This window comes from Amycolatopsis alba DSM 44262, from assembly GCF_000384215.1.
GTDB classification, from domain to species: domain Bacteria; phylum Actinomycetota; class Actinomycetes; order Mycobacteriales; family Pseudonocardiaceae; genus Amycolatopsis; species Amycolatopsis alba.
This window is the reverse complement of record NZ_KB913032.1, coordinates 1,943,403-1,966,808: the sequence shown is the minus strand read 5'-3', so window position 1 is coordinate 1,966,808 and position 23,406 is coordinate 1,943,403. Positions and strand designations below refer to the sequence as shown.

Sequence of the window (23,406 nt, the reverse complement as noted above, 5' to 3'; positions counted from 1 at the left end):
ACCGCTCGACGACGGCCTCGCAGGCCGTCGTGAGCTCGGTCGGGTGAGAAGGTTACTCGCCAGTCGGTTTCTGCGCTGCCGCAGGTCGCGGTGAAGGCTTCGCGCCGGATGTGGCCTTCGGCACATCGGCCGTGCGGAGCTGCACGGTGGCTTCCGAGTCGGGCGACGGCTTCGCCTTCAGGTCCGCCGGGACGTGCGGTTCGTCGCCGAGCACGTGTGTCGCCTCGGCGAGCGCGGTCCGCGCGGTGCGGACCTGCTCGGCGAGGCTGGAGCGCACCTTGCGGAGCGCTTCCACCCGTTCGGTGGCCTGGGTGATCCGCCGGTTGGACTCTTCGGTGGCCTGCCGGACGCGGCGGCGTGCCTCGTCGGCCGCCTCGGCGAGCCGGGCGTTGGCCTCGGTGATCGAGTCCTGCTTGCGCTTGTTGGCGTCGGCGACCGACTCCCGCTGGCGGCGCTCGATGTCGGCCTTGGCCGTTGTCTCCTCTTCGAGCACCTTCGCGCGGATGGTGGCGGCGTCCTCGGTGGCCTCGCGGACGCGGCGGGCTGCCTCGGCCTTGCTCGCGGCCTCCTGCTCGGCCAGCGCGTGCATGGCCTCGGTGCGCCGAGACGCCATCGCGATCTCGAAGTCCTCTTCGACCTGCGTGCGGCGCTGCTGCGACTCGGCGTCGAGCTTGTCGCGCTCGGCCTTCGCCTTGTCGGTGATGTCCTTCGCCTCGGCGCGGGCCGTCTCGAGCACACCGCGGTGCTCGGCCTCCATCTCCTTGCGGCGGAGGTCGAGCTCGTTGAGCAGCTGCTCGTAGCGGGCCCGCATGGCGCTCGCGTCGGTCTCCGCCTTGGCGCGGATGTGCCCGGCTTCGGCTTCCGCGCGCGCCTTGGTGTCGGCTGACTCGTCCTGCGCGAGCCGCAGCATGCGCTGCAGCCGCTCGGACAGGCCCTCGACGCTCGTCGGCGGCTGCGCGAGCCTGTCGACCTGCCCGCGCAGATCCGCGATCTCGCCGCGCGCGATCTCCAGCTGCCGTGCCAGGTCGCCCGACTGCCCGATGGCGGCATCGCGATCGGCGGTGAGCATCTTCAGATCGGCGTCAAGCCGTTCGAGATGCTCGTCGACCTGCGCACGGCTGTAACCGCGCTTCGCCACGTCGAAGCCGGCTCCCAGCGGCACTAGCTCCCGTTCCTCGCCAAGGCTCATCCTTCTACCGTAGTCGAGCAGCGGTCACGGAAGGGTGAGCACCCACGCAACGCGCGGCGAAAGTGCGTTCCGGCGCGCTAAACGTTCCGGAAAGCGTTGATCCCGTCGATGTGCTTCTCGCGCAACTCGTGGTTCCGGACGCCCAGACCTTCTTCCGGCGCAAGGGCGAGCACGCCGACCTTGCCCTGGTGGGCGTTGCGGTGCACGTCCAGCGCGGCCTGGCCGGTGTCTTCCAGCGTGTAGGTCTTCGACAGCGTCGGGTGGATCAGGCCCTTGGCGATCAGCCGGTTCGCTTCCCACGATTCGCGGTAGTTCGCGAAGTGGCTGCCGATGATCCGCTTCAGGTTCATCCACAGATAGCGGTTGTCGTACTGGTGCATGAACCCGGACGTCGACGCGCACGTGACGATCGTCCCGCCCTTGCGCGCGGCGTAGACCGACGCGCCGAAGGTCTCGCGGCCAGGGTGCTCGAAGACGATGTCCGGGTCCTCGCCGCCGGTCAGCTCGCGGATCTTCTTGCCGAACCGCTGCCACTCCTTCGGGTCCTGGTTGTTCTCGTCCTTCCAGAACCGGTAGCCCTCGGCATTGCGGTCGATGATCAGTTCCGCGCCCAGTTTCCGGCAGATCTCGGCCTTTTCGGGGCTGGAGACCACGCACACCGGGATCGCGCCGCCGTTGAGTGCGTACTGCGTCGCGTAGGAGCCGAGGCCGCCCGAGGCACCCCAGATCAGCACGACGTCGCCCTGCTTCATGTCCGCGCCGTTGCGCGACACGAGCTGGCGATAGGCCGTGGAATTCACCAGACCGGGGGAGGCGGCCTCTTCCCAGGTGAGGTGGTCCGGCTTCGGCATCAGCTGGTTCGCCTTCACCAGCGCGACTTCGGCGAGGCCGCCGAAGTTCGTTTCGAAGCCCCAGATCCGCTGCTCGGTGTCGAGCATCGTGTCGTTGTGCCCGTCCGGGCCCTCGAGCTCGACGTTGAGGCAGTGCGCGACGACCTCGTCGCCCGCCTTCCAGTTGTGCACGCCGACACCGGTGCGCAGCACGACGCCGGACAGGTCCGAACCGACGACGTGGTACGGCAGGTCGTGGCGCTTGGCCAGCGGCGAAAGCCGCCCGTAGCGCTCCAGGAACTTGAAGGTCGAGACCGGCTCGAAGATCGAGGTCCAAACGGTGTTGTAGTTGATCGCGCTCGCCATGACCGCGATCAGCGCCTCGCCGGGGCCGAGTTCCGGGGTCGGGACCTCGTCCACGTGCAGCGACTTGCGCGGGTCCTTGTCCCGGCTTTCGAGGCCGTGGAACATGTCGGCCTCGTCCTTGTGCACGGTGACGCCGCGATAGGACTCCGGCACGTCGAGCGACGCCACGGCGCCGAGGTCATCGTTCAGAATGGCCTGCTGGATCTCGCCGAGCTGCGACATCGGAACCTCCGCGAAAGGGGTGACGGCGTTGTGGCGCCTTAAATTACTCACGGGTAACCAAGACCACAACTGTACGAGACGTGGAGCACGTCCACATCCCGAAGCGTTATCGACCGGTCTTGACCGGCTGGCCAACCAAGCGGACCATGGGTGGTGGAGATCTCTCCGACCTGCAGGTTCAGTCGAATTTCGGAGGTGAGCACGCATGAACGAACCCACGACGCGCCCCTGGACCCGCCCCCATGACTGGGCGGAGGTGGTCATCGGTGTCGTCGTCGCGCTTTCACCCCTCTGGATGACCACGGACAACATCGCCATGTGGTCGCTCGTCGTCCTCGGCGCGCTGATCGCTCTCGACGGCCTCGCGTCGCTCGCGATGCCTGGCATGGTCTACGGCGAAGGCATCCAGATCGTCCTGGGCGCGCTGCTGTTCATTTCGCCATGGGTGATGGGCTTCGCCACCTTCATGGGCGCGTCCTGGACCGCCTGGGTGGGTGGTGTCCTGACCGTGGTGGCCGGGGCGGCCGCGATGCCGATCGCGCAGGCCACGCACAAGACGGCGGGACAGCACTGACCCCAGAGGAGAAGGCGTGAAAGAGGATTCGGCGAAACAGCGCATCCTGCGGGCCGCGGAGGCGCTGTTCGCCGAGTCCGGTTTCGACGCCACGCCCACGTCACGGATCGCCGAACAGGCGGGCGTGCCCAAGGGCCTGGTGCACTACTACTTCCGGCGCAAGTCGGATCTGCTGGCCGCGCTGGTCGCCGAACTTCCGGACGCCCGTATCGAACCGGCGGTCGTGGTGGTCCCCGGCGACCTCGCGGGCAGCCTGCGCGGCCTCGTCGTGGAACTGGACAGGCGGTTCAACCGGTCCTTGGCGCTGTCACACCTGCTGTGGCGCGAGGCCGACACGCACCGCGCGGTCCGCGACGCGCTGGCCGAACGGTTCCAGCAGCTCGTCCGCCAGGTGAAGGCGGTGATCGTCGCCGCGACCGGCGGCAAACTCGCGATCGCCGACGTCGATTCGGCGTCGGGCCTGCTCGCGCGGGCCGTCAGCCATCGGCACGCGACAGCGCGGCACAACGAAGACGGCGACCCCGCCGAGATCGATCGCGAGGTCGCCTTCATCGCCGAAGCGTTGACGCGGGGTCAGTGACCGTCTTTCGCGGGCTCGACCAGTTCCACCAGCACACCGCCGGCGTCCTTGGGGTGGACGAAGTTCACCCGGCTGTTGGACGTGCCCCGCTTCGCCTCGTCGTAGAGCAGCCGGAGTCCCTGCGCGCGCAGGGCCGCCGCGGCAGCGTCCACATCGGACACCCGATACGCCAGCTGCTGCAACCCCGGACCGCTCTTCGCGAGGAACTTGCCGATCGCGGAATCGTCGCGCAGCGGCGCGAGGAGCTGGATCGCGGTCTCGGTACCGGCGGTGCCCGGCGCGCGCAGCATCGCCTCGCGGACCCCCTGCTCCTCGTTGATCTCCTCGTGCGCGACCTCCAGGCCGAAATGCTCGGCGTGGAAGGCGATCGCGGCGTCGAGGTCGGGCACCGCGATGCCGACGTGGTCGATGGCGGTCACGAACGGTTTCAGCGCCTGGTTCATGCACAGCAGGATAGGTGCGCGGGCGGGCGGACCGGCGTGCGCCGCCTCACACTGGCTCCATCAAGACGCCCGTGAGCCGGGTATGGTCGCCGAGACCCCCTTTGCCCTTGCGCCGATGCTTGGAGGACGCCGTGTCCGGTTCCGTGATCCTGGGTGCCGCCCGTACACCGATCGGGCGATTGCTCGGTTCCCTGAAGGACTTCTCGGGCGCGCAACTCGGCGGCATCGCCATCAAGGCGGCGCTGGAGCAGGCCGGTGTCTCCCCGGACGCGGTCCAGTACACGATCATGGGCCAGGTGCTCACCGCCGGCGCGGGCCAGATCCCGGCCCGCCAGGCCGCGGTCGCCGCCGGAATCCCGATGAGCGTCCCGGCGCTGACCATCAACAAGGTCTGCCTCTCCGGTCTCGACGCCATCGCGCTCGCCGACCAGCTCATCCGCGCGGGCGAGTTCGACCTGATCGTCGCGGGCGGCCAGGAGTCGATGACCCAGTCGCCGCATCTGCTGCCGAAGTCCCGCGCGGGCTTCAAATACGGCGACACCACGCTCGTGGACCACATGGCCTACGACGGTCTGTTCTGCGCCTTCGACCAGGTCGCGATGGGCTCCTCGACGGAGAAGTACAACAGCCGCTACGGCCTCACCCGTGAGCAGCAGGACGAGTTCTCCGCGCGTTCGCACCAGCGCGCCGCCGCCGCCATCGAGGCAGGCCGGTTCGACGCCGAGATCGCGCCGGTGTCGATCCCGCAGCGCAAGGGCGACCCGGTCGTCTTCTCCCAGGACGAAGGCGTCCGCGCCGACACGACCGCCGAAGGTCTCGCGAAGCTGCGTCCCGCCTTCGCCTCCGACGGCACCATCACCGCCGGTTCGGCCTCGCAGATCTCCGACGGCGCGGCCGCGGTCATCGTCGCGAGCAAGGCCAAGGCCGAGGAGCTGGGCCTGACACCGCTCGCCGAGATCGGCGCGCACGGCGTGGTCGCCGGCCCGGACGCCAGCCTGCACGAGCAGCCGTCGAACGCGATCCTGGCCGCGCTGGCCAAGGAGAAGCTGACCGCGGACGCGCTCGACCTCGTCGAGATCAACGAGGCGTTCGCCGCCGTCGGCCTGGTTTCGGCCGACAAGCTCGGGCTCGACCCGGAGAAGGTCAACGTCGACGGCGGCGCCATCGCGCTCGGTCACCCGATCGGCGCGTCCGGCGCCCGGCTCGCCGTGCACCTGATCCACGAACTCCGCCGTCGCGGTGGCGGCCTCGGCGCGGCCGCTCTCTGCGGCGGTGGCGGCCAGGGCGACGCGCTGCTGCTCCGCGTCCCGTAAAGCCCTTGCCGGTACAGCTGGACATCGACGAACTGGTCGGTCGCGCGCGGGACGGCGTTCCCCGCGCGATCGCCCGGTTGCTGTCGCTGGTCGAGGACGCTCATCCGCAGTTGCCCGAGGTCGCGGCGAAGCTGACGCCGCATACCGGCAACGCGCGGGTCGTCGGGCTGACCGGTCCGCCCGGTGTCGGCAAGTCGACATCGACGTCCGCGCTGCTCACAGCCCTGCGAGCGCAGGGGCTGCGGGTCGGTGTGCTGGCGATCGACCCGTCGTCGCCGTTCTCCGGCGGGGCGCTGCTCGGCGACCGGATCCGGATGACCGAACACGCCACCGATCCCGGTGTGTTCATCCGTTCGATGGCCACCCGCGGGCATCTCGGCGGGCTTTCGTGGGCGACGCCGCAGGCCGTCCGTGTACTCGACGCGGCCGGTTTCGACGTCGTGCTGATCGAGACCGTCGGCGTCGGACAGTCCGAAGTGGACGTCGTGAAACTGGCCGACACCACGGTGGTCCTGCTCGCGCCGGGGATGGGTGACGGGATCCAGGCGGCCAAGGCAGGCGTGCTGGAGATCGCGGACGTGTTCGTGGTCAACAAGGCCGACCGTGAGGGCGCGGACGCGACCGTCCACGACCTCAAGCAGATGATCTCCTTGGTACGCAGGGAAATTCGCGGTCCGAGCTGGCGCCAGCCGATCGTGCGGACGGTGGCCTCGCGCGGTGAGGGCGTCGAGGACGTCGTCCGCGCACTGGGTGAACACCACGAGTGGCTGGTCCAGCGCGACGAACTGCCCCGTCGCCGCGCGGCACGGGCCCGTGACGAGGTCGAGGCGATCGCCGTGCAGCGGTTGCGCGCGGAGATCGTCGACCTGCGCTCCGGCGACCGGCTCACCGAACTGGCCGAACGCGTGGTGGCGCGGAAGCTCGACCCGTTCGCGGCGGCCGAAGAATTGATCGGGGACCTTCGCGACTCGTGAGTACGGCTATTGAGGGGCAGGGCGAACACGTCGTGCCCGGCTTCTCGGGTGTCTTGTCGGCTTCGGGTGTCGCGAAAGCCACTTTCGGGACGTGTGATGTCCCGAAAGTGGCTTTCGCGACACCTGCGGTGGTGGTGAGGCGTCGGCAGGGGTGGGGTTGCGTGGTTACGTGCCAGCGTGTTGTGAAAGCCACTTTCGCAACGCTGAAGGTTACGAAAGTGGCTTTCACAACCCCTCCCCGAGGAGCTTTACTCAGAGGATTTCGATGACGCGGACCTTCGGCGGGCGATTCGGGAAACTGATGTCGGTCCACCGGTTGATTCTGACGTCGGAACCATTGCTGTCGTAATAGATCAGGTCGTTGTTGCCGGTGTAGATCCGGTCGATCCACCAGTCGCCGAAGCTGATCCTGCCGCGGTTGGCGTAGCAGTCCACGCTGCTGCTACCGCCGAGATGCGACCAGATCTTGAGGAAGTTCTCCCCGTCCCGGCAAGGGATGTGGTCGATGGCGAAAGACGTGCCGGTCGGCACGAGCAGGCTGAACGCGGCGGCAGCGGCGGCCGCCGCGGCCAGAACGCGCCGCGCCGTCTTCTTGGTCGAGATCACGGTTTCTCCTTCAGTGCGAGGTCAGAGGATCTCGATGTAGTTCACGCGCGGCGGGCGGTTCGGGTACGTGATGATCGTCCACCGGTTGACTCTCACCGAATCGCCGTTGGCGTCGCTGTAGATCAGGTCGTTGTTGCCCGTCTCGATCTTGTCGACCCACCAGCCGCCGAACCCGATCTTGCCGCGGTTGGCGTAGCAGTCCACGCTGTCCCGGCCGCCGAGATGCGACCAGATCTTCAGGAAGCTCTCCCCGGCGCGGCAAGGGATGTGGTCGATGGCGAACGACGTCCCGGTCGGGACGACCATGGTGAACGTGGCGGCGGCCGCGGCCGCCACGGCCATGACGCGGCCGGCTGTCTTCTTGCTCGAGATCACGGAATTCTCCTTTAGTAAACGGAAAAGGAGGTGCATCGTGCGCTTTCGAGCATCTCGATCAGGTGTGGCGGTGTCAATTTCCCGGCGGTTTCCAGGGTGCGTTGGGACAGGCAAGTCTGGCCGTCCGTGCAGCGGTCAGAATTCGACGTACATCTTGATGTCGCCGAAGTCGCTGTCGAGGTTGTCCAGATGGGAGATCGCGTCCTCTTTCCAGACCTCGAGCTGGTTGGTCTCGCCGTAGGTGAGTTGTTCGCCGTCGGCGACCTTGTTCGCGTATTTCGTGATCGTGACCGTCTGCCCCCGGCAGAATTCGACGCGTTCCAGGAACCTGTCGGCCATGTCGGGGTCGAAGACGCGGCCCATCCGGACGTAGCCGTTGTTGATGTGCTCCTCGCAGTAGAAGTGCGCCGCGGCGGAGGCGACCCACTCGGTCAGCGACGGCTCGCGAGGCGGCCACTTCTCCCGGACGTGCGACTTGATCTCCCTGGCGAGCCGGATGACCCGGCGCCGTTCGAGGTCGGTCAGCCCGTCCTCCCTGCGGAAGTCGAGGATCATGTCGTCGACGACCTTGGCGAGCCGGAGCATACGCGGTTTGTCGAGGTCGGCCGGTTTGTCCGGCGGCAGCCCCGCCATGACCCTCTCGTGCACCAGGACGTACTGCGTGTACGCGTAGAGGAAGGTCAGCGCGTTCAGCTGCCACTGGTTCCGTTCGGCGATCTCCACGATCCCGACCCTAACCGCGCACCTACTTCCGGACCTGTGTGAGTGGAGGGGATTCACCCTATGCTCTCTTCTTCGTCCACGGCTGGGAGGCAGGAACCGTGCAGAGGATCGCGAAAGTCTTTGTGGCTGTGCTGGGCGCCGGGCTGATGCTCGCGGCCGGTACCGGAACGGCGTCCGCGGAGGGTGTTCCGCCGAAGGTCACGAAGGGGCCCTGTCAGTACACGCAGACCCCGGAGGACCCGGCCGTGCGCCCGGTCCCGCTGCCGCCGGACCCCCGTCACACGCCGAGCCGGGGCAAGGTGCCGGTGCAGCTGAAGACGAACCAGGGCAAGATCGACCTGACCCTCGATCGGGCGAAGGCGCCCTGCACGGTGCAGAGTTTCCTGCATCTGGCGACGCACCGGTTCTACGACCGCACGACGTGCCACCGGCTGACCTCGTACCCGACGTTGAAGGTGTTGCAGTGCGGTGACCCGAGCGGCACCGGCGAGGGCGGCCCCGGCTACAAGTACAAGGACGAACTGCCCGTCGGTCTCCCGCCCGCGCCGACCGACCCGACCGGCGAGCGCAAGGTGTACTCGCGTGGCGTCCTCGCGATGGCCAACGCGGGCCCGGCGACGAACGGGAGCCAGTTCTTCGTCGTGTACGGCGACTCCGCGCTGCGCCCGAACTACACGATCTTCGGCACGGTCGGTCACGAAGGCCTCGAAACCCTCGACGACGTCGCCGCCGGCGGGATCAAGCCGACCCCGGAGAACCCCGCACCGGTCGACGGCGCCCCGGTCCTGAAGACCGACATCCTCCGGGCACGCCCCTGGTTCTGCTAGGTGACCTCGAAGATGGCCTCACGCAAGGCCTGGGTGGCGCCGCCGAAAGCGTGCTTCGCGGCGGCGCCGTACCCGATGATGAGCCCTTCGCGCTGCGGCTCGCCGATCCAGTAGTTGCTGAGGCCTTCGACCCCGATCGCCCGACGGCGGCAGGCGGCGATCACCTCCATTTCACGGGGGAGCTCACCGGGGAACTGGAGGACCAGATGCAGCCCGGCGGAGATTCCCTGTGGCAGCACGGAATCCGGTAACGCCGCGAGCAGCCTGTCCCGCCGGGAGCGGTACTCGGCGCGGCAGCGGCGGATGTGCTGGTCGTAGGCGCCCGATTCGATCAGCTCCGCCATCGCCAGCTGGTCCAGCAGCGCGGGCCGCGCGCCGCTCGCGACCATCGCCGCGCGCACCGGCTCGACCAGGAACCGCGGCAGCACCATCCAGCCGAGGCGCAGGGCGGGCGCGAGCGTCTTGCTCGTCGTCCCCACGTACACGACCCGTTCCGGTGCCAGCGCCTGCAACGCGCCGACCTGTTGATGGTCGAACCGGAACTCGCCGTCGTAGTCGTCCTCGATGACGACGGCGCCGGTCTCCTCCGCCCATCGGGTGAGTTCCGCCCGGCGCCCTGGAGCGAGGGTGACGCCCAGCGGGTACTGGTGCGCCGGGGTGACCACCACCGCCGGACTGTCCAAAGCGGACACCGTGATCCCGTGGTCGTCGACCGGCACGCCGACCACCCGCGGACCGTTGGCGGCGGTGATGTTCCGGTAGATGTGCAGCGACGGGTTCTCGAACGCGATCTCGTCCGCGCCGCGCGCATGCAGGACCCGCGCCAGGATCGCGATCGCGTGGGAGAACCCGGAGCACACCAGGATGCGTTCGGGGTCGGCGACCACGCCACGGCTCCTGGCCAGATACGCGGCCAGTGTCTCGCGCAGTTCCGCCGAACCGGAGTCCGACTGGTAGTCGAACGCCGAATTCGGTGCCCGGTGCAGGGCCCGGCGGGTCGCCGCGAGCCAGGCCGAACGGGGGAACGCCGACAGGTTCGGCCTTCCGGGACGCAGGTCCCAGCGCGGGGCCGGGTCGCGGGGGACGGGCCTCGGCGGCGACGCTGGAAGCGCGCCCGCCGTCGCGACACGGGTCGGCGCGCCTTGCGCGGTCCGCAAGTACCCCTCGGCGGCGAGATCGGCGTAGACGCGGGTGACCGTTCCTCTGGCCACCCCGAGGTCCTGGGCCAGCGCCCTGGTCGAGGGCACCGCCGCGCCCGGCTGCCAGCGTCCCTCCCGGATGGCCGCGCGGATCGCCGCCGCGAGCCCGGTCCGGCCGCTTTCGGGCCGCCAGTCCAGGTGGACGTCCATTCCCGAACTGGACCAAGATTCCGCCATGCGACTGGACCATACTCGTGGGCCAGTTGGCACTAGATTCGCAGGTATGACAGAGCGAATCCACCTGGGCAAGCGAGTGCCCGAGATCTACCAGGCCATGGCGAAACTGCAGGCCGAAGTCGAAAAAGCCGCCGTCAACGCCGGTGTCGACCAGAAGATCCTCGAACTGGTGAAGATGCGCGCGTCGCAGATCAACCACTGTGCCTTCTGCCTCGACATGCACTCCCACGACGCGGTGCAGCAGGGCGAGTCGCCGAGGCGGCTGTACGTGCTCCAGGGCTGGCGCGAGACCGAGCTCTTCACCGAGCAGGAGCGCGCCGCGCTGGCGCTGACCGAGGCGATGACCAACGTCGCCACCCTCCACGACGTCCCGGACGACGTCTACGAGGAGGCGACCCGTGTCTTCGACGAGGCGCAGTACCGCGCCGTCGCGTGGGAGATCATCGCGATCAACAGCTGGAACCGGATGTGCGTGACCAGCCACGCGCCGCTGCCCGAGCGCGCCGAATGACCGCAGCCCGGCTGCGGGAGCTGCACGTCCCTGGCGAGCCGCTCCTCCTGCCGAACGCGTGGGACGCCGACAGCGCGCGTCTCGTGGAAGCCGCGGGTTTCCCGGTCGTGGCGACGAGTTCTTTCGCCGTCGCCAAGGTCCTCGGCTACGACGACGGGGAAGCCGCGCCCGTCGACGAGATGTTCGCCGCGGCGGCGAGGATCGCGCGCGCGGTCTCGGTCCCGGTGACCGTCGACGCGGAAGGCGGGTATGGCCTCGAAGCGGGGGAACTCGCGTCGAGCCTGGCCGAGGCGGGCGCCGTCGGCTGCAACTACGAGGACACCGATCACGCTTCCGGTGGACTCCGCCCGCTGGAGGAGCAGGCGGAGCGGGTCGCGGAGCTGCGCAAGGCCGCCGGGGACGCACTGGTGATCAACGCCCGTGTCGACGTCTTCCTCGGCGCGTCCGACGAGCGGGCCGTGCTGGACGACGCGATCGCGCGGGCCAAGGCGTATTTCGAGGCCGGGGCGGACTGCGTCTATCCGATCCTGGTGAAGTCGCCGGACGTGCTCGGCGAGTTCGTGAAGGCGGTCGCGCCGGGCGCGGTCAACGTCGCGCCGCTGCCGGGAGGCCCCGATCTCGCCGCGCTCGCCGCACTGGGGGTAGCGCGGATCTCCCTGGGCACCGGGCTGTGGAAGTCCGTTCGCGCGGACATCGAGGCGAAACTGGCCGGGATGGCAGCGGGGAAGCTGCCGTATTGAGAACCGGGACGGTGCGGCCGGGGGCGTTGGATGCCGGCCGCACCGCCCCGGCGACTAGTGGGAGACCGCCTTTTCGGCGCCCGCACCGGTGAGGGAGCGGACCTCCATCTCGGCGTACTTCTTCTGGTTGTGCTCCTTGGACAGCACGGTCCCGAGCCAGCCGAGGAAGAAGGCGATCGGGATCGAGACGATGCCGGGGTTGTCGAGCGGGAACCAGTGGAAGTCGACGCCCTGGATCATCGAGGCGCTCTTGCCGGTCTTCGCGTCGACGGGCTTGCCCGAGACCGCCGGTGAGAAGACGATCAGGATGATGCAGACCGCGAGACCGCCGTAGATGCTCCATAGCGCGCCTTGGGTGTTGAAGCGTTTCCAGAACAGCGAGTAGAGGATCGTCGGCAGGTTCGCCGACGCCGCCACCGCGAACGCGAGCGCCACGAGGAAGGCGATGTTCTGTCCGTTGGCGAGGATGCCGCCGAGGATCGCGACCGCGCCGATCACCAGCGCGGTGATCCGGGCGACCTTCACCTCCGAAGCCGGTGTCGCCTTGCCCTTCTTGATCACGTTGGCGTAGACGTCGTGCGCGAAGGACGCCGACGCGGTGATCGTCAGTCCCGCGACCACCGCGAGGATCGTCGCGAAGGCGATCGCCGCGATCAGACCGAGCAGGATCGGCCCGCCGAGCTCCAGCGCCAGCAGCGGAGCCGCCGAGTTCACGCCACCGGGCGCCGCCTTGATCTTGTCCGCGCCGACAAGCGCGCCCGCGCCGTAGCCGAGCACCAGGGTGAACAGGTAGAAGACGCCGATCAGGCCGATCGCCCACACCACGGAACGACGGGCTTCCTTCGCCGTCGGCACGGTGTAGAAGCGCATCAGGACATGCGGCAGGCCCGCGGTGCCGAGCACCAGCGCGATGCCGAGCGACAGGAAGTCCAGCTTCGTCGTGCCGGTCTTGCCGTACTGGTTGCCCGGTCCGAGCAGCGCCTCGCCTGCCTTGCCCGCCTTGTCCACGGCGCCCTGCAGCAGCGCGGAAAGGTTGAAGCCGTACATGCCGAGTACCCACAGCGTCATCGCCAGCGCGCCGACGATGAGCAGCGCCGCCTTGATGATCTGGACCCAGGTGGTGCCCTTCATGCCGCCGATGAGCACGTAGGCGATCATGATGATGCCGACGATCACGATGATCACGGCCTGCCCGGCCTTGCTCTCGATCCCGAGCAGCAGTGCGACGAGGCCACCGGCGCCCGCCATCTGCGCAAGCAGGTAGAAGAATGAGACGGCCATGGTGGACGTCGCCGCCGCGGCCCGCACCGGCCGCTGCTTCATCCGGAACGCGAGCACGTCGCCCATGGTGAACTTGCCGGTGTTGCGCAGCAGTTCCGCGACCAGCAGCAGCGCGACCAGCCACGCCACCAGGAAACCGATGGAGTAGAGGAAACCGTCGTAGCCGTAGACGGCGATCGCGCCCGCGATCCCGAGGAACGACGCGGCGGACAGGTAGTCACCGGCGATGGCGACACCGTTCTGCGGACCGGTGAACGCGCGGCCCGCGGCGTAGTAGTCCGACGCCGTCTTCGTGTTGCGGCTGGCGCGGAACACGACGAACAGCGTCACCACCACGAAGAGGCCGAAGATGGTGATGTTGAGTGCGGGGTTGCTTCCCTCGACTCCGGCGGCGAGTGTCATTTGGTCTCACTCTCGAGGTCCGTGCGGATCTTCTCCGCGATGGGGTCGAGTTTCTTGTTCGCGTAGCGGACATAGAGCCCGGTGATCACGAACGTCGAAACGAACTGCAGCAGACCGAAGACCAGGCCGACGGTGATGTTGCCGACCAGCTTCGTGCTCATGAAGCCGTGCGCGTAGTCGGCGAGCAGCACGTAGAGCAGATACCAGACGAGGAACAGCGCCGAGACGGGGAAGACGAACCGGCGCAGTCGCGAGCGCAGCTCCTTGAACTCGGGGCTGTCGTGGGCCTTGTCCCAGTCCACCTCAGGCGGACTGGGAGCGTCCGTTTCGGTACTCATCGTGCTCTCCTCGCGCCGCGAATGTGTTCCGCGACACGTTAGGGAGGGGGCATGAGGACCGGAACCTTCAGCGGTTCAAACGCCTGCCGAGACGACGAACGGTCGACGAACGGTACTCGGACCACGACGAAGGGGTCTCGGCTGTGCGATCGTCCAAATGCAGCCGCAGCATGGCGGCCGTGGACCAGGCAGGAGGCCTGCCCCGCCAGGAAACCACGATCATTACGCCGAATGCCAGTGGAACCGACCACGGCGCGGGCTGTGAGATCAGGATCGCGGGCAGGCCGCTCAGGCTCGGGGCGAACAGGGCGACGAGAATCGAGCCCGAAGACGCGACCAGTCCGGTGAGGACACCGCTGATCGCGCCTGCCGCGGTGAGCCGGTTCCACCAGATCCCGAGTACCAGCAACGGGCAGAACGTCGACGCGGCCACGGTGAAACCCCAGGTGACCAGGACGCCCGCGTCCAACCTTGCCGACGGCAGCGCGAGCAGGACCATCACCGCCGCGGCCCCGAGCACCGACCACCGCAGTCTCCGGAGGCCGCCGGGCGCCAGGTCGTGCGCGATCGCGCCGGAGATCACCAGCAGCAGCCCGAGCGACGTCGCCAGGAACGCGGCGAACGCGCCCGCGGTCAGCAGGCCGGTGAACAGTGACCCCGCCCAGCCGTCGTCGACCTGCGCCGGCAGCGCGACGACGACGGTGTCCGTCGCGCCGGAGACGTACAGCTCAGGCACCAGCACCCGGCCGAAAACGCCGTAAACCCCTGGGAACAGGTAGAAAACGCCGAGCAGGGCGACGGTGATCGCCGCGGTCCGGCGGGCGGCGCGGCCGTCCGGGCTGGTGTGGAAGCGCATCAGGACATGCGGCAGGCCCATCGTGCCGAGCATGGTGGCGATCAGGATCGCCCACGTGCCCAGCAGCGGGTAGCCGTGGTCGCCGAGGTCGAGCAGTGGCCGCTGCCAGTCCGGCCCGCCGAGCGGGGCACCGCCCCGGACGGCGGGAACCGGTGCACCCGCGGCGAATTCCACCGTCTCACCGCTCCTGGCCACGAGCTCTCCCGGCGGCACGACATGCTTTTCCGGGGTGAGCAGGGTGGTCGGCTCGCGCAGGGTCAGCGTCACGTCGATCTCGAAAGACAGGCTGGTGTCGCGCGCGAAGTGGGTGAACTCCACCGGGTGCACCGAAGCCGAACGTTCCTCGGGAGAGACCTGGGAGACCAGCCAGATCGCGGGGACGAGGAACAGCAGCAGTTTCAGCACGAACTGGAACGCCTGGACGTAGGTCGCCGCGCGCATCCCGCCGAGCGCCAGTGTCGCGCTGACGGCGGCGCCCGCGATGACGACGCCGACCCAGTACGGTGTGCCGCCCACGGCGGTCAGCACGAGCCCCGCGGTGCGGAATTGCGGTACCAGGTAAAGGGTTCCGATCACCAGCACGACGAACGCGGCGAGGCGGCGCAACGCGGGGGAGGCGAGCCGGGCTTCGGCGAAATCCGGCACGGTGAGCGCGCCGGAGCGCCGCATCGGCGCCGCGACGAGCACCAGCATCGCGATGTACCCGGCGGTGAACCCGACCGGATACCAGAGCGCGCCGATGCCGTCCTTCACCACCAGCCCCGCGACGCCGAGGAACGACGCCGCGGACAGGTACTCGCCCGAGACGGCGGCGGAGTTGACCAGCGGCGAGATCCGGCGCGAGGCGACCAGGAAATCCGACGTCGTGCGCATGGCGGCGACACCGCGCAACCCGATCAGCAAGGTGACCAGCACGACGGGGGCCACCGCGAAAGCCGCGGTGCTCATCTGTCGCGCGCTTCCGCGATCCCGTCGCCAGGGCGCGCCTTGATCGAGACGGTGGTTGACTGATTGCGGCGCACCCTGCCGCCGCGATCGCGGGGCCTGTCGGCCGACCGAGGGCGCGCGACGGTGAAGTCTTCGTCAGCGCTGGCGCGCTTGTGAAGACCGTGTGGCCGGTTCACCGTTCGTCCTCGATCTTTTCGGCCCGGCGCAATTGCCACCACGAAAGCAGCGCCATGGCCGGGTACGGGAGGACGGCGATCATCAGCCAGGACAGCGGGATCCCCAGCAGCCGCACCGAATCCAGACCGGGGAACAGCCCGAACACCAGCGGGAGCCCGAACACCAGCCCGAACATCCCGGCCAGCGCGGGAAGCCCGCGACGGCGCTGGGCCCGGTACAGTTGATCCGCGCGTTCGGCGTCGCCCGCCGCCAGCCGGGGGACACGCCAGCGCCCGCGTGCCCGGCGCCGCGAATGCGCGAGCCGGGTCTGCGGGCTGGTGACGGCCACCCGTTTGACGCGGCTCACGCGCGGCTCCCCCGGCCGAGTTCACCGCGTTGCGCGGCGGCGAGCAGCCGGTCACGCAGGTCACGGGCGTGGCGGCGGCTCACCGGGACGTCGCCTGCCTCGGTATGCGCGAGCAGCCCGCCGGTGGTGTCGCTGCGCAGTTCGAGCACCGCGTCCACGGCCAGCAGGAAACCCCGGTGCACGCGGGTGAATCCCGTTCCCTCCCAATACTCTTCGAGCCGGGAGATCGGCATCCGCGTGACGTGGACGCCGGATTTCGTGTGCAGCCGGACGTAGTCGCCGTGCGCCTCGACGAACTGGACGTCGTCGCGCCGGACGTACCGTGTGCGGCCGCCGGATTCCACCGGCAGCGCGGACATCGCGTCCGGCGCGGGTTTCGGCTCGTCGGCCTGGTTGCCCGCCATTCTGACCACTTTGGACAGTGCGGCGGACAGCCGTTCCGCGCGGACCGGCTTCAGGAGATAGTCGACAGCGCCGATGCCGTACGCGGCGACGGCGTGACCGTCGTGCGCGGTGACGAACACGATCACCGGCGGCACGCTGAGCCGGGCCAGCAGCGAGGCGAGTTCGAGCCCGTCGAGGCCGGGCATGGAGATGTCAAGGAAGACGGCGTCGAAATGACTGCCCTGCAACATCTTGAGCGCGGTGAGCGCGTCGCCGGCCGCGACCACCTCGGCGACTTCCGGTGCCTCGCGCAGCAGGCTGCACAGTTCGTCGAGGGCGGGCGGGACGTCGTCGACCGCCAGCACCCGCAACCCGTTCGTCACGGCAGCACCCCCGGCTGGAAACGGGGCACGCGCACCACGACCCTGGTGCCCGCGCCGGTCTCGGTCTCGACCGTCAGGCCGTACCACGGCCCGTAGACGCTGCGCAGTCGTCTGTCCACATTGGCCAGTCCGACGCCGTCGCCGCGGCCTGCCAGTATCGCCGCCGCGCGGGCCGGGTCCATGCCGGGACCGTCGTCCTCGACGCTGATCACGCAGTCGTTCCCTTCCGCCATTCCCTGCACCTGGATGAACCCGGCCTCCGCGCGCTGCTCGATGCCGTGCCGGATCGCGTTCTCCACCAACGGTTCCAGCACGAGATACGGCACCGCGACCGCCAGCACCTCCGGCGCGACCCGTACCTGCACCCGGAGCCGGTCGCCGAGCACCGCGCGCTGCAACGCCAGATACGTCTCGATGGCGCGGAACTCCTCGGCGACCATCGTGTACTCGCCGTGCCGGGCGAGGCTGTAGCGCGTGTAGTCGGCGAAGTCGAGCATCAGGTCGCGGGCGCGGTCCGGATCGGAGCGGACCAGCGACGAGATCACGGTGAGCGCGTTGTAGACGAAATGCGGGGAGATCTCGGCCCGCAGCGCGCGCAGTTCCGCCTCCGCGGCCTGCTCGGCGGAGGCCTCCAGCCGCCCGCGTTCGAGCGCGTGGACGACGAGTTCGGCGGCCTGACGGGCGACGGCGCTCTTCCCGCCGGTGACCAGGAGTACCCCGGCCAATTCGTCGTGGACGTGCAGCGGCAACGCCAGCAGCCCCGGCTCGGACACCGGAGTCTCGGAATGGAGGACCTCGTCGAGCGCGGCGACCACGACGTCGTCGGCCGCCGGGCGACCCGACCAGACGAGCGAGCCGGAGAGATCGCCGAGCCCGAGGCCGGGGACCCCGAACAGCCGCCGGAGGCCGTGCGTGGCGTGGCGGGCGCGGGGCCCGGCGAGGCCGTCCATGAGGTCGTCGGCGACTCGCTGGGCCGCGGCGAGTACCGGCACCGGATCCGCGCTCGCGGCGGGACGCCAGGGCAGACGGGTGGTCATCCGGCCTCCTCCGCGACGTCGAAGACTGGATCCTAACCTCGGTGCGTGGTTTCGCCGGTTACGCTCCGGACATGGTCCCCGGTGATGCTGTGGTGCTGCGCCTGGACGTCGTGATGCGTCGGCTCGCGCTGGTCGGTTTCGTGGTCTTCGGCGTGGGTGGGGTGGTGGCCGTCGTCGTGGCGCTGTCGACGCCTGGGGTGACCGGGGAGGTGTTCGGCCTGCTCAGCGTGGTTTTCGCGGGGTTGATCCTGCTCGCTCTCCGGCGGTCGGCCGTCTCTCTGGTGATCTCCGCTTCAGGATTGTCGGTCGCGGGGATCTTCGACGTCCGGTGGACCGAGGTGACGCGGCTGCGGGTGTGGCGCGAGAAGCGCCGGGTGGGGCGGTGGATGCACTGGTGGCACTACCGGCTCGAATGGACCGGTTCCGGGCCCGAGGACCTGCTTGAGGACGGCGAGTACGTGTACGCGCTGGGGCACCTTGGTGGGGGCGCTGCGCTGTACGCGGCTCTGACGCTCTTCGCGCCCGCTGGGGTGGTCGCCCGCAAGTAGCGAAGGCCTCCTTCCCTACCTTCAGGGTAGGCAAGGAGGCCTTCACGGCACGGCAGGGACCGGAAGCGGGTCAGCAGCTCTGCTTGTAGAAGTACTGCGCGTTCGCGTCCATGTTCGCCTTCGTGATCGAGTGCAGCGAAGCGGTCAGGTTCCGCGTCACCGGCTTGCCCTCCAGCGCCGCGATGGCCTGCTGCACACCCTGCTGCCCGATGGCGGCCGGGTCCTGCGCGATGAGGCCCTGGTACTCGCCCTTCTTCAGGCCCTCGATCTCCGACGGCGAAGCGTCGAAGCCGATCAGGTTGACGGCGCCGATCTTGCCCGCGTTCCGCAGGCCGGTCGCCGCGCCCTCACCGGTGTTGAGGTTGGTCGCGAAGATGCCGATCAGGTCCGGGGTGGACGCCAGCGCGGCGGTCACCTTGGACGCGGCCTGGTCGGGCTCGTTCTGGGTGAACTGCACGCCCGCCGACTTCAGGTTCGGGTAGTTCTTCAGCTCGTCCTCGAAGCCCTTCGCGCGGGTGTTCGTGGTCGAGGTGCCCGCGATGGTGTCGAGCACCAGCACCGAACCGGTCTTGCCCGCGGCCAGTTCCGACATCGTCTTGGCGGCGAGCTTGCCGCCTTCGGCGTTGTCCGAGGAGATCGACGACTCCGCGACGCTGGTGTCCTTCAGCGCGGTGTCGACCTCGATGATCTTCGCGCCGCGGGTCTTGACCTGCTGGATCGGCGCGAGCATCGCCTGCGCGTCGGTCGGCGCGATCAGCAGCGCGGCGGGCGGGTTGGAGCCCAGCGCGTTGACCAGCTGGGTCTGCATGGCCGCGTCGAACTTCTGCGGCGCCTGCGTGGTGATCTCGTAGCCGGACTTCTTGGCCTCGGCCTCGGCACCGCACTGCATCGAGATGTAGAACGGCTCGGCCTGCACACCGGGAATCAGCGACAGCTTCTTACTGGTGGTCTTGGCGCCGGAGTCGCCAGAGGACGATCCGCCGACCGTGCCGCCACCGCAGGCGGTCAGCAGAGCGGCGGCGGACAGGACGGCGCCGGTGACGAGCAGGGTCTTCTTCATGGGGATTGCACCTCTTTGTGCGTAGGGAGAACTAACGAGAGTTGCGGCGACGACGGCGCCGCTGGTCGAACCAGACCGCGGCGATCAGCACCGCGCCGACCGCGATCATCTGCCAGAAGTCCTGGACCTGCGTGATGTTGAAGCCCTTCTTCAGCACGGCCGGGATGAACACGCCGATCACCGTGCCCAGCACCGAACCGACACCGCCGAAGAGGCTCGTGCCGCCCATCACCGTGGCGGCGATGGCGTTGAGGTTGTCGGTGGTGTGCGCCGAAATCGTCGTCGACGCGTAGTACGCCAGCGAGAGGAAACCGGCGACACCGGCCAGGAAACCGGTGAGTGTGTACACCTTCAGCAGATGCGCGGTCACCCCGATGCCCGCCCGGCGCGCGCCCTCGGCGTTGGAACCGACGGCGAAGGTGTAGCGGCCGAATTTGGTGGTGTGCAACAGCCAGGCGCCGATCAGGGTGATCACCACGGCCACCAGCACCAGGTTCGGCACCCCGCCGAACGACGTCCCGTAGCCGAGCGTCTTGTTGAGCTCGGTCGGCACGCTGCGCACGTCGGACCCGTTGTTCAGCAGGTACGCGGCGCCGAGTGCGGCACCCATCGTGCCGAGCGTGACGATCAGTGGCGGGATGTTCGCCACCGCGATCAGGAAACCGTTGAGCAGGCCCCAGATCGTGCCCGCGACGACGGCGGCCACCAGTCCGGCGGTGATGACGCCCCAACCGGCCTTGGTCGCGTCGCCGTCCGGGCTCAGCGCCTCCATCGTCTTGCCCGCCACCATGCCCGCGAAGATCAGCACGGAACCGACCGACAGGTCGATGCCCGAAGTGATGATCACGAACGTCATGCCGACCGAGAGCACCAGCAGCACCGAGGTCTCGATGAGCAGCGTCTGGAAGGTGAACAGCGTCGCGAACTCGGCGGGCGCGATCGCGGTGAACACGATGACCAGCGCGAGCAGCACCAGCGCGATCCAGAACGTGTTGGCCCCGATCAGCCGCTGCCCGATCGACCGCTTGCCGAAGCCGCCGTCCACGGAGGACTGGATCTCGGGGTCCTTCTTCGTCGGAGTGGACACGGTCACGCCGCCTCCTCTTGTACGAGGGCGCCCGTCATCGCGGCGACCAGGTCTTCCAGTTTCGTGCCGTCGCCGGTGAACCGGGCGACGCGCTTGCCGAGCCGCAGCACCTCGATGCGATCGGACACCGACAGCACCTCGGGCATGTTGTGGCTGATCAGCACGACGGCGATGCCCTTGTCCCGCACCTTCTTGATCACGTCGAGCACGCGTTCGCGCTGCACGACGCCGAGCGCGGCCGTCGGCTCGTCCATGAACACGACCTTCGAGGCCCAGACGACCGAACGCGCGACGGCGACGCTTTGCCGCTGCCCGCCCGAAAGCGAGCCGATCGGGACGTCGGTGCTCTGCAGGGTCACGCCGAGCCGCTGGAATTCCTCCACGGCCTGACGGCGCATCTCGGCCTTGTCGAGCATGCCCAGTTTGCCGAGGATCCCCTTGCGGTGGATCTCCCTGCCGAGGAACAGATTCGCGGCCGGGTCGAGTTCCGGCGCCACCGCGAGGTCCTGGTACACCGTCTCGATCCCCATCCGCCGGGCGGTGGTCGGGGAGTCCAGGTGCGTTTCCTCGCCGTCGAGCAGGATCTTGCCCGACGTCGGCTGCTCCGCGCCGGACAGGCATTTGACCAAAGTGGACTTACCGGCGCCGTTGTCCCCGATGAGCGCGGTGACCTCGCCGGCGCGGGCCTGGAACGACGCGCCGCGCAGCGCTTCCACCGAACCGTATCGTTTGACCAGGTTCTGTGCGTCGAGCAGGAGTTCGCTCACGTCCGCTCCCTCTTCTCCGGGGACGGCGGCCGGCAGCGGATGACCGTGACGTCGCCATCCAAAGTGGACTGACCGGCGTCGTGCGGGACCACGAAGGTCTCGCCCTTGCCCAGTGCGTATTCGCCGCCGTGTTCGGTCCGGAGGGTTCCCGAACCGTCCATGACGACCAGCACCGCGAACGACGGGTCGAGTGACAACGTTGTCGCCCCACCGGAAGCGTCGGGGCGGAGCCGGTCGGCACGGAAGAACGCGTCACTGCCGTCGGCGAGCAGGTCCACAGTGGACGCCTGGTCGGCCGCGGTGCGCTTGACGATCGAGCCGAGCCGTTCTTCGTCCCAGCCCGAGGTGTCCAGGGTTTCGATGGCGGTTTCGAAACCGATCCCGAGATGCGCCTTCTCCGGGTTGGCCAGGAAGTCGCGCCATTCCAGGGTCAGCGAGAAGTCGGTCGGCTGCTGGAGCTCGACGACGAACACGCCCTCGCCGATCGCGTGCGGCAGCCCGGCCGGGATGTAGACCGTGTCGCCGGGGGTGACCGCGACGCTGTTCAGCGCCTCGAGCATGGCGGGCGCGTCCTGGCTGTGAGCCCACTCGTTGACGGTCGCTTTGTCGACAGTCTCCTTGAAGCCGGGGTAGACGCGGGGGTCGTCGCCGTAGGTGCCGACCACGATCCACGCCTCGGTCTTGCCGAAGTGCGAGTCGAAGTGCCGCTGTGCGAACGAGTCCGACGGGTGGAAGTGCACCGGCAGGCGCTGGCCCGCGTCGAGCAGCTTCACCAGCAGGCCGGTCGAATCGCCGAGTGCCTCGACGTGCTTGGCGCCGAGCCAGGCCGACGGGTTCTCGCGGATGGCGTCGCGCAGCCACACCCCGCTGGGGAGCTTGGTCAGGCCGTTGGTCTCTTGGCCGAACATCGTGGTGGCCGAGCCGACCCAGTCTTCGGGGCCGTACTTGGAGTCCGAGGAAGCGCCCCGCAACGCGGCGATGGCGTCGCCGCCGCGGTAGAACTGCGGCGGCTGGTTCGCCGGCAGGCGGATCGGTTCGAGGTGACCGCTCATGAAGGGGCGACCTCCCCGGAACCGCGGGCTACGAGATGCACGGGCAGAACTACCTTTCTCGGTGCGGATTGATCTCCCTGGACCCTGGCGAACAGCAGTTCCGCGGCCGCCCGGCCGAGGGCGCTCACGTCGTGTGAGATCACGGAGACCGGCGGATCCAGCAGATCCGCCAGTTCGAAGTCGTCGAAGCTGATCATCGCCGGGCGCCGCTGCGCGTGCGCCAGCGCGCGCAGCAGGTGCACGGCGACCCGGTTGTTGCCCGCGATCACGGCGGTGGCCGGATTCGGCCCGGTGAGCAGCCGCCGCACGGCGTCACCGACGCTCTCGGCGGTCGGTGTCCGCATCACGACGAGGCTCTCGTCGTAGGGGATCCCGTTGCGGACACAGCCCTCCCGGAACCCGCGCAGACGTTCGCCCGCGGTGAAGATGTCCGGGCTGTCGGCGAGGAACGCGATCCGGCGGTGGCCGTGTTTCACCAGCTGGGCGACCGCTTCGACGGTGCCGCCGATGTTGTCGACCAGCACCGTGTCGGCCACGATGTCGCCGGCGGGCCGGTCGAGAAACACCACGGGCGTGCCCGCGCGCATCTCGGGGACCAGGTACCCGTGCTGCATCCCCGCGGGGACGACGAGGATGCCGTCGACGCGGCGGGAACAGAACTCCAGCACCAGTTCGCGTTCGCGGTCGGAGTTCTCCTCCGACGAACCGGTCAGCACCTGGCGGCCGAACGAGGTCGCGATGCGTTCGACGGCCCGGTTGAGCTCCGAATAGAAGGGGTTCCCGACGTCTTCGACGATCAGGCCGATCGTCCCGGTCGTCGAGCCGCGCCGCAGGTTCCGCGCGCCGAGGTTGCGCCGGAACCCGAGCTGCTCGATCGCCGCCATGACGCGCTCCGCGGTGTCCGGATGGACGGCGGGCTCGTCGTTCACTACCCGCGAGACGGTCTTGATGCTCACGCCCGCGAGCCGGGCCACGTCACTCATCGTGGCCCGTCGGCTGGTGGTGCGGTGGACGTTGTCCGGTCCGCTGGAAGACAACGTTGTCATAGTGGCGGGAATTGAACGCGAGCGACGCGTCGATGTCAATGCCCG

The 23,406-nt window shown here is 68.9% G+C and carries 26 protein-coding genes; 8 read left to right on the top strand and 18 right to left on the bottom strand.

Annotation, left to right across the window (positions count from 1 at the left end):
* Window positions 1-52: 52 nt before the first annotated feature.
* Both AMYAL_RS0109090 and ccrA read right to left on the bottom strand, forming a co-directional pair.
* The gene (locus AMYAL_RS0109090; RefSeq protein ID WP_020630994.1) at window positions 53-1,162 is read right to left on the bottom strand and encodes a hypothetical protein; all 1,110 of its coding nucleotides are present in this window, start codon (window positions 1,160-1,162) and stop codon (window positions 53-55) included.
* A 104-nt stretch (window positions 1,163-1,266) separates the two neighbouring features.
* Window positions 1,267-2,607 carry a crotonyl-CoA carboxylase/reductase gene (gene ccrA / locus AMYAL_RS0109085; protein WP_020630993.1) on the bottom strand — a complete coding sequence of 447 codons (1,341 nt, stop codon included), beginning with the start codon at window positions 2,605-2,607 and terminating at the stop codon, window positions 1,267-1,269.
* A 205-nt stretch (window positions 2,608-2,812) separates the two neighbouring features.
* Between ccrA and AMYAL_RS0109080 the strand changes: the two genes are divergently transcribed.
* A complete protein-coding gene (locus tag AMYAL_RS0109080; protein WP_020630992.1) occupies window positions 2,813-3,181 on the top strand; it encodes an SPW repeat protein in 369 nt (122 codons plus the stop codon).
* A 16-nt stretch (window positions 3,182-3,197) separates the two neighbouring features.
* Window positions 3,198-3,761, top strand: a complete 564-nt coding sequence (locus AMYAL_RS0109075) for a TetR/AcrR family transcriptional regulator (RefSeq protein ID WP_020630991.1) — start codon at window positions 3,198-3,200, stop codon at window positions 3,759-3,761.
* Here AMYAL_RS0109075 and mce read toward each other — a convergent pair.
* Entirely contained in the window at window positions 3,755-4,204 is a 450-nt protein-coding gene (mce, locus tag AMYAL_RS0109070) for a methylmalonyl-CoA epimerase (protein ID WP_020630990.1), read from the bottom strand. The two genes, AMYAL_RS0109075 and mce, sit on opposite strands and share 7 nt — an antisense overlap.
* 131 nt (window positions 4,205-4,335) lie before the next feature.
* Between mce and AMYAL_RS0109065 the strand changes: the two genes are divergently transcribed.
* Window positions 4,336-5,517: an acetyl-CoA C-acetyltransferase gene (locus AMYAL_RS0109065; RefSeq protein ID WP_020630989.1), complete on the top strand. Its 1,182-nt coding sequence runs from the start codon at window positions 4,336-4,338 to the stop codon at window positions 5,515-5,517.
* Window positions 5,518-5,522: 5 nt separating this feature from the next.
* Window positions 5,523-6,491, top strand: coding sequence for a methylmalonyl Co-A mutase-associated GTPase MeaB (gene meaB, locus AMYAL_RS0109060; protein ID WP_020630988.1), 969 nt, complete (start codon window positions 5,523-5,525; stop codon window positions 6,489-6,491).
* A 252-nt stretch (window positions 6,492-6,743) separates the two neighbouring features.
* Here the strand turns inward: meaB and AMYAL_RS0109055 are convergent, their stop codons facing one another.
* The 3 genes from AMYAL_RS0109055 to AMYAL_RS0109045 all read right to left on the bottom strand — a co-directional run bounded on the left by AMYAL_RS0109055 (window position 6,744) and on the right by AMYAL_RS0109045 (window position 8,195).
* Window positions 6,744-7,097, bottom strand: coding sequence for a beta/gamma crystallin domain-containing protein (locus tag AMYAL_RS0109055; RefSeq protein ID WP_020630987.1), 354 nt, complete (start codon window positions 7,095-7,097; stop codon window positions 6,744-6,746).
* Window positions 7,098-7,118: 21 nt separating this feature from the next.
* Entirely contained in the window at window positions 7,119-7,472 is a 354-nt protein-coding gene (locus tag AMYAL_RS0109050; RefSeq protein ID WP_020630986.1) for a beta/gamma crystallin domain-containing protein, read from the bottom strand.
* A 135-nt stretch (window positions 7,473-7,607) separates the two neighbouring features.
* Complete coding sequence (locus AMYAL_RS0109045; RefSeq protein ID WP_020630985.1) at window positions 7,608-8,195, bottom strand: hypothetical protein; 588 nt, start codon at window positions 8,193-8,195, stop codon at window positions 7,608-7,610.
* A gap of 146 nt (window positions 8,196-8,341) precedes the next feature.
* On the opposite strand from AMYAL_RS0109045, the gene AMYAL_RS0109040 reads away from it, so the two are divergent.
* On the top strand, window positions 8,342-9,022 hold the full coding sequence (locus AMYAL_RS0109040; RefSeq protein WP_051137653.1) for a peptidylprolyl isomerase: 681 nt from the start codon (window positions 8,342-8,344) through the stop codon (window positions 9,020-9,022).
* On the opposite strand, the gene pdxR is transcribed toward AMYAL_RS0109040, so the two are convergent.
* Window positions 9,019-10,398, bottom strand: coding sequence for a MocR-like pyridoxine biosynthesis transcription factor PdxR (gene pdxR, locus AMYAL_RS0109035; protein ID WP_026466881.1), 1,380 nt, complete (start codon window positions 10,396-10,398; stop codon window positions 9,019-9,021). The genes AMYAL_RS0109040 and pdxR overlap by 4 nt on opposite strands.
* A gap of 46 nt (window positions 10,399-10,444) precedes the next feature.
* Between pdxR and AMYAL_RS0109030 the strand changes: the two genes are divergently transcribed.
* Window positions 10,445-10,909 carry a carboxymuconolactone decarboxylase family protein gene (locus AMYAL_RS0109030; protein WP_026466880.1) on the top strand — a complete coding sequence of 155 codons (465 nt, stop codon included), beginning with the start codon at window positions 10,445-10,447 and terminating at the stop codon, window positions 10,907-10,909.
* Complete coding sequence (locus AMYAL_RS0109025; RefSeq protein WP_020630981.1) at window positions 10,906-11,649, top strand: isocitrate lyase/PEP mutase family protein; 744 nt, start codon at window positions 10,906-10,908, stop codon at window positions 11,647-11,649. The genes AMYAL_RS0109030 and AMYAL_RS0109025 overlap by 4 nt, the downstream gene beginning before the upstream one ends.
* 54 nt (window positions 11,650-11,703) lie before the next feature.
* On the opposite strand, the gene AMYAL_RS0109020 is transcribed toward AMYAL_RS0109025, so the two are convergent.
* The 6 genes from AMYAL_RS0109020 to AMYAL_RS0108995 all read right to left on the bottom strand — a co-directional run bounded on the left by AMYAL_RS0109020 (window position 11,704) and on the right by AMYAL_RS0108995 (window position 17,801).
* Window positions 11,704-13,332, bottom strand: coding sequence for a solute symporter family protein (locus tag AMYAL_RS0109020; RefSeq protein ID WP_020630980.1), 1,629 nt, complete (start codon window positions 13,330-13,332; stop codon window positions 11,704-11,706).
* Window positions 13,329-13,670, bottom strand: a complete 342-nt coding sequence (locus AMYAL_RS0109015) for a DUF485 domain-containing protein (protein ID WP_026466879.1) — start codon at window positions 13,668-13,670, stop codon at window positions 13,329-13,331. Before AMYAL_RS0109015 ends, AMYAL_RS0109020 begins: the two co-directional genes overlap by 4 nt.
* A 67-nt stretch (window positions 13,671-13,737) precedes the next feature.
* Window positions 13,738-15,474 carry a sodium/solute symporter gene (locus AMYAL_RS0109010; protein ID WP_020630978.1) on the bottom strand — a complete coding sequence of 579 codons (1,737 nt, stop codon included), beginning with the start codon at window positions 15,472-15,474 and terminating at the stop codon, window positions 13,738-13,740.
* A 172-nt stretch (window positions 15,475-15,646) separates the two neighbouring features.
* A complete protein-coding gene (locus AMYAL_RS0109005) occupies window positions 15,647-15,997 on the bottom strand; it encodes a membrane protein (protein WP_020630977.1) in 351 nt (116 codons plus the stop codon).
* Window positions 15,994-16,764 (bottom strand): LytR/AlgR family response regulator transcription factor, encoded by a 771-nt coding sequence (locus tag AMYAL_RS0109000; protein ID WP_020630976.1) that lies wholly within the window; start codon window positions 16,762-16,764, stop codon window positions 15,994-15,996. Before AMYAL_RS0109000 ends, AMYAL_RS0109005 begins: the two co-directional genes overlap by 4 nt.
* Window positions 16,761-17,801 (bottom strand): sensor histidine kinase, encoded by a 1,041-nt coding sequence (locus AMYAL_RS0108995; protein ID WP_020630975.1) that lies wholly within the window; start codon window positions 17,799-17,801, stop codon window positions 16,761-16,763. Before AMYAL_RS0108995 ends, AMYAL_RS0109000 begins: the two co-directional genes overlap by 4 nt.
* Window positions 17,802-17,842: 41 nt before the next feature.
* Between AMYAL_RS0108995 and AMYAL_RS0108990 the strand changes: the two genes are divergently transcribed.
* Window positions 17,843-18,349, top strand: a complete 507-nt coding sequence (locus AMYAL_RS0108990) for a hypothetical protein (protein WP_020630974.1) — start codon at window positions 17,843-17,845, stop codon at window positions 18,347-18,349.
* Window positions 18,350-18,419: 70 nt separating this feature from the next.
* On the opposite strand, the gene AMYAL_RS0108985 is transcribed toward AMYAL_RS0108990, so the two are convergent.
* The 5 genes from AMYAL_RS0108985 to AMYAL_RS0108965 are packed head-to-tail and all read right to left on the bottom strand — an operon-like array spanning window position 18,420 to window position 23,298.
* The gene (locus AMYAL_RS0108985; RefSeq protein ID WP_020630973.1) at window positions 18,420-19,409 is read right to left on the bottom strand and encodes an ABC transporter substrate-binding protein; all 990 of its coding nucleotides are present in this window, start codon (window positions 19,407-19,409) and stop codon (window positions 18,420-18,422) included.
* 31 nt (window positions 19,410-19,440) lie between these two features.
* Entirely contained in the window at window positions 19,441-20,502 is a 1,062-nt protein-coding gene (locus AMYAL_RS0108980; protein ID WP_020630972.1) for an ABC transporter permease, read from the bottom strand.
* On the bottom strand, window positions 20,499-21,263 hold the full coding sequence (locus AMYAL_RS0108975; RefSeq protein ID WP_020630971.1) for an ATP-binding cassette domain-containing protein: 765 nt from the start codon (window positions 21,261-21,263) through the stop codon (window positions 20,499-20,501). Before AMYAL_RS0108975 ends, AMYAL_RS0108980 begins: the two co-directional genes overlap by 4 nt.
* Window positions 21,260-22,315 (bottom strand): class I mannose-6-phosphate isomerase, encoded by a 1,056-nt coding sequence (locus tag AMYAL_RS0108970; RefSeq protein WP_020630970.1) that lies wholly within the window; start codon window positions 22,313-22,315, stop codon window positions 21,260-21,262. Before AMYAL_RS0108970 ends, AMYAL_RS0108975 begins: the two co-directional genes overlap by 4 nt.
* The gene (locus AMYAL_RS0108965) at window positions 22,312-23,298 is read right to left on the bottom strand and encodes a LacI family DNA-binding transcriptional regulator (RefSeq protein WP_020630969.1); all 987 of its coding nucleotides are present in this window, start codon (window positions 23,296-23,298) and stop codon (window positions 22,312-22,314) included. Before AMYAL_RS0108965 ends, AMYAL_RS0108970 begins: the two co-directional genes overlap by 4 nt.
* Between the last annotated feature and the right edge of the window lie 108 nt (window positions 23,299-23,406).

What these genes read in the sequence shown, in the direction of transcription:
- AMYAL_RS0109010 (WP_020630978.1), bottom strand. Translation starts at nt 15,474, where the DNA reads ATGAGCACCGCGGCTTTCGCGGTGGCCCCCGTCGTGCTGGTCACCTTG.
- AMYAL_RS0109025 (WP_020630981.1), top strand. Translation starts at nt 10,906, where the DNA reads ATGACCGCAGCCCGGCTGCGGGAGCTGCACGTCCCTGGCGAGCCGCTC.
- AMYAL_RS0109080 (WP_020630992.1), top strand. Translation starts at nt 2,813, where the DNA reads ATGAACGAACCCACGACGCGCCCCTGGACCCGCCCCCATGACTGGGCG.
- AMYAL_RS0109030 (WP_026466880.1), top strand. Translation starts at nt 10,445, where the DNA reads ATGACAGAGCGAATCCACCTGGGCAAGCGAGTGCCCGAGATCTACCAG.
- AMYAL_RS0108965 (WP_020630969.1), bottom strand. Translation starts at nt 23,298, where the DNA reads ATGAGTGACGTGGCCCGGCTCGCGGGCGTGAGCATCAAGACCGTCTCG.
- pdxR (WP_026466881.1), bottom strand. Translation starts at nt 10,398, where the DNA reads ATGGCGGAATCTTGGTCCAGTTCGGGAATGGACGTCCACCTGGACTGG.
- AMYAL_RS0109040 (WP_051137653.1), top strand. Translation starts at nt 8,342, where the DNA reads ATGCTCGCGGCCGGTACCGGAACGGCGTCCGCGGAGGGTGTTCCGCCG.
- AMYAL_RS0108995 (WP_020630975.1), bottom strand. Translation starts at nt 17,801, where the DNA reads ATGACCACCCGTCTGCCCTGGCGTCCCGCCGCGAGCGCGGATCCGGTG.
- ccrA (WP_020630993.1), bottom strand. Translation starts at nt 2,607, where the DNA reads ATGTCGCAGCTCGGCGAGATCCAGCAGGCCATTCTGAACGATGACCTC.
- AMYAL_RS0109020 (WP_020630980.1), bottom strand. Translation starts at nt 13,332, where the DNA reads ATGACACTCGCCGCCGGAGTCGAGGGAAGCAACCCCGCACTCAACATC.
- AMYAL_RS0109015 (WP_026466879.1), bottom strand. Translation starts at nt 13,670, where the DNA reads ATGAGTACCGAAACGGACGCTCCCAGTCCGCCTGAGGTGGACTGGGAC.
- mce (WP_020630990.1), bottom strand. Translation starts at nt 4,204, where the DNA reads ATGAACCAGGCGCTGAAACCGTTCGTGACCGCCATCGACCACGTCGGC.
- AMYAL_RS0108970 (WP_020630970.1), bottom strand. Translation starts at nt 22,315, where the DNA reads ATGAGCGGTCACCTCGAACCGATCCGCCTGCCGGCGAACCAGCCGCCG.
- AMYAL_RS0108985 (WP_020630973.1), bottom strand. Translation starts at nt 19,409, where the DNA reads ATGAAGAAGACCCTGCTCGTCACCGGCGCCGTCCTGTCCGCCGCCGCT.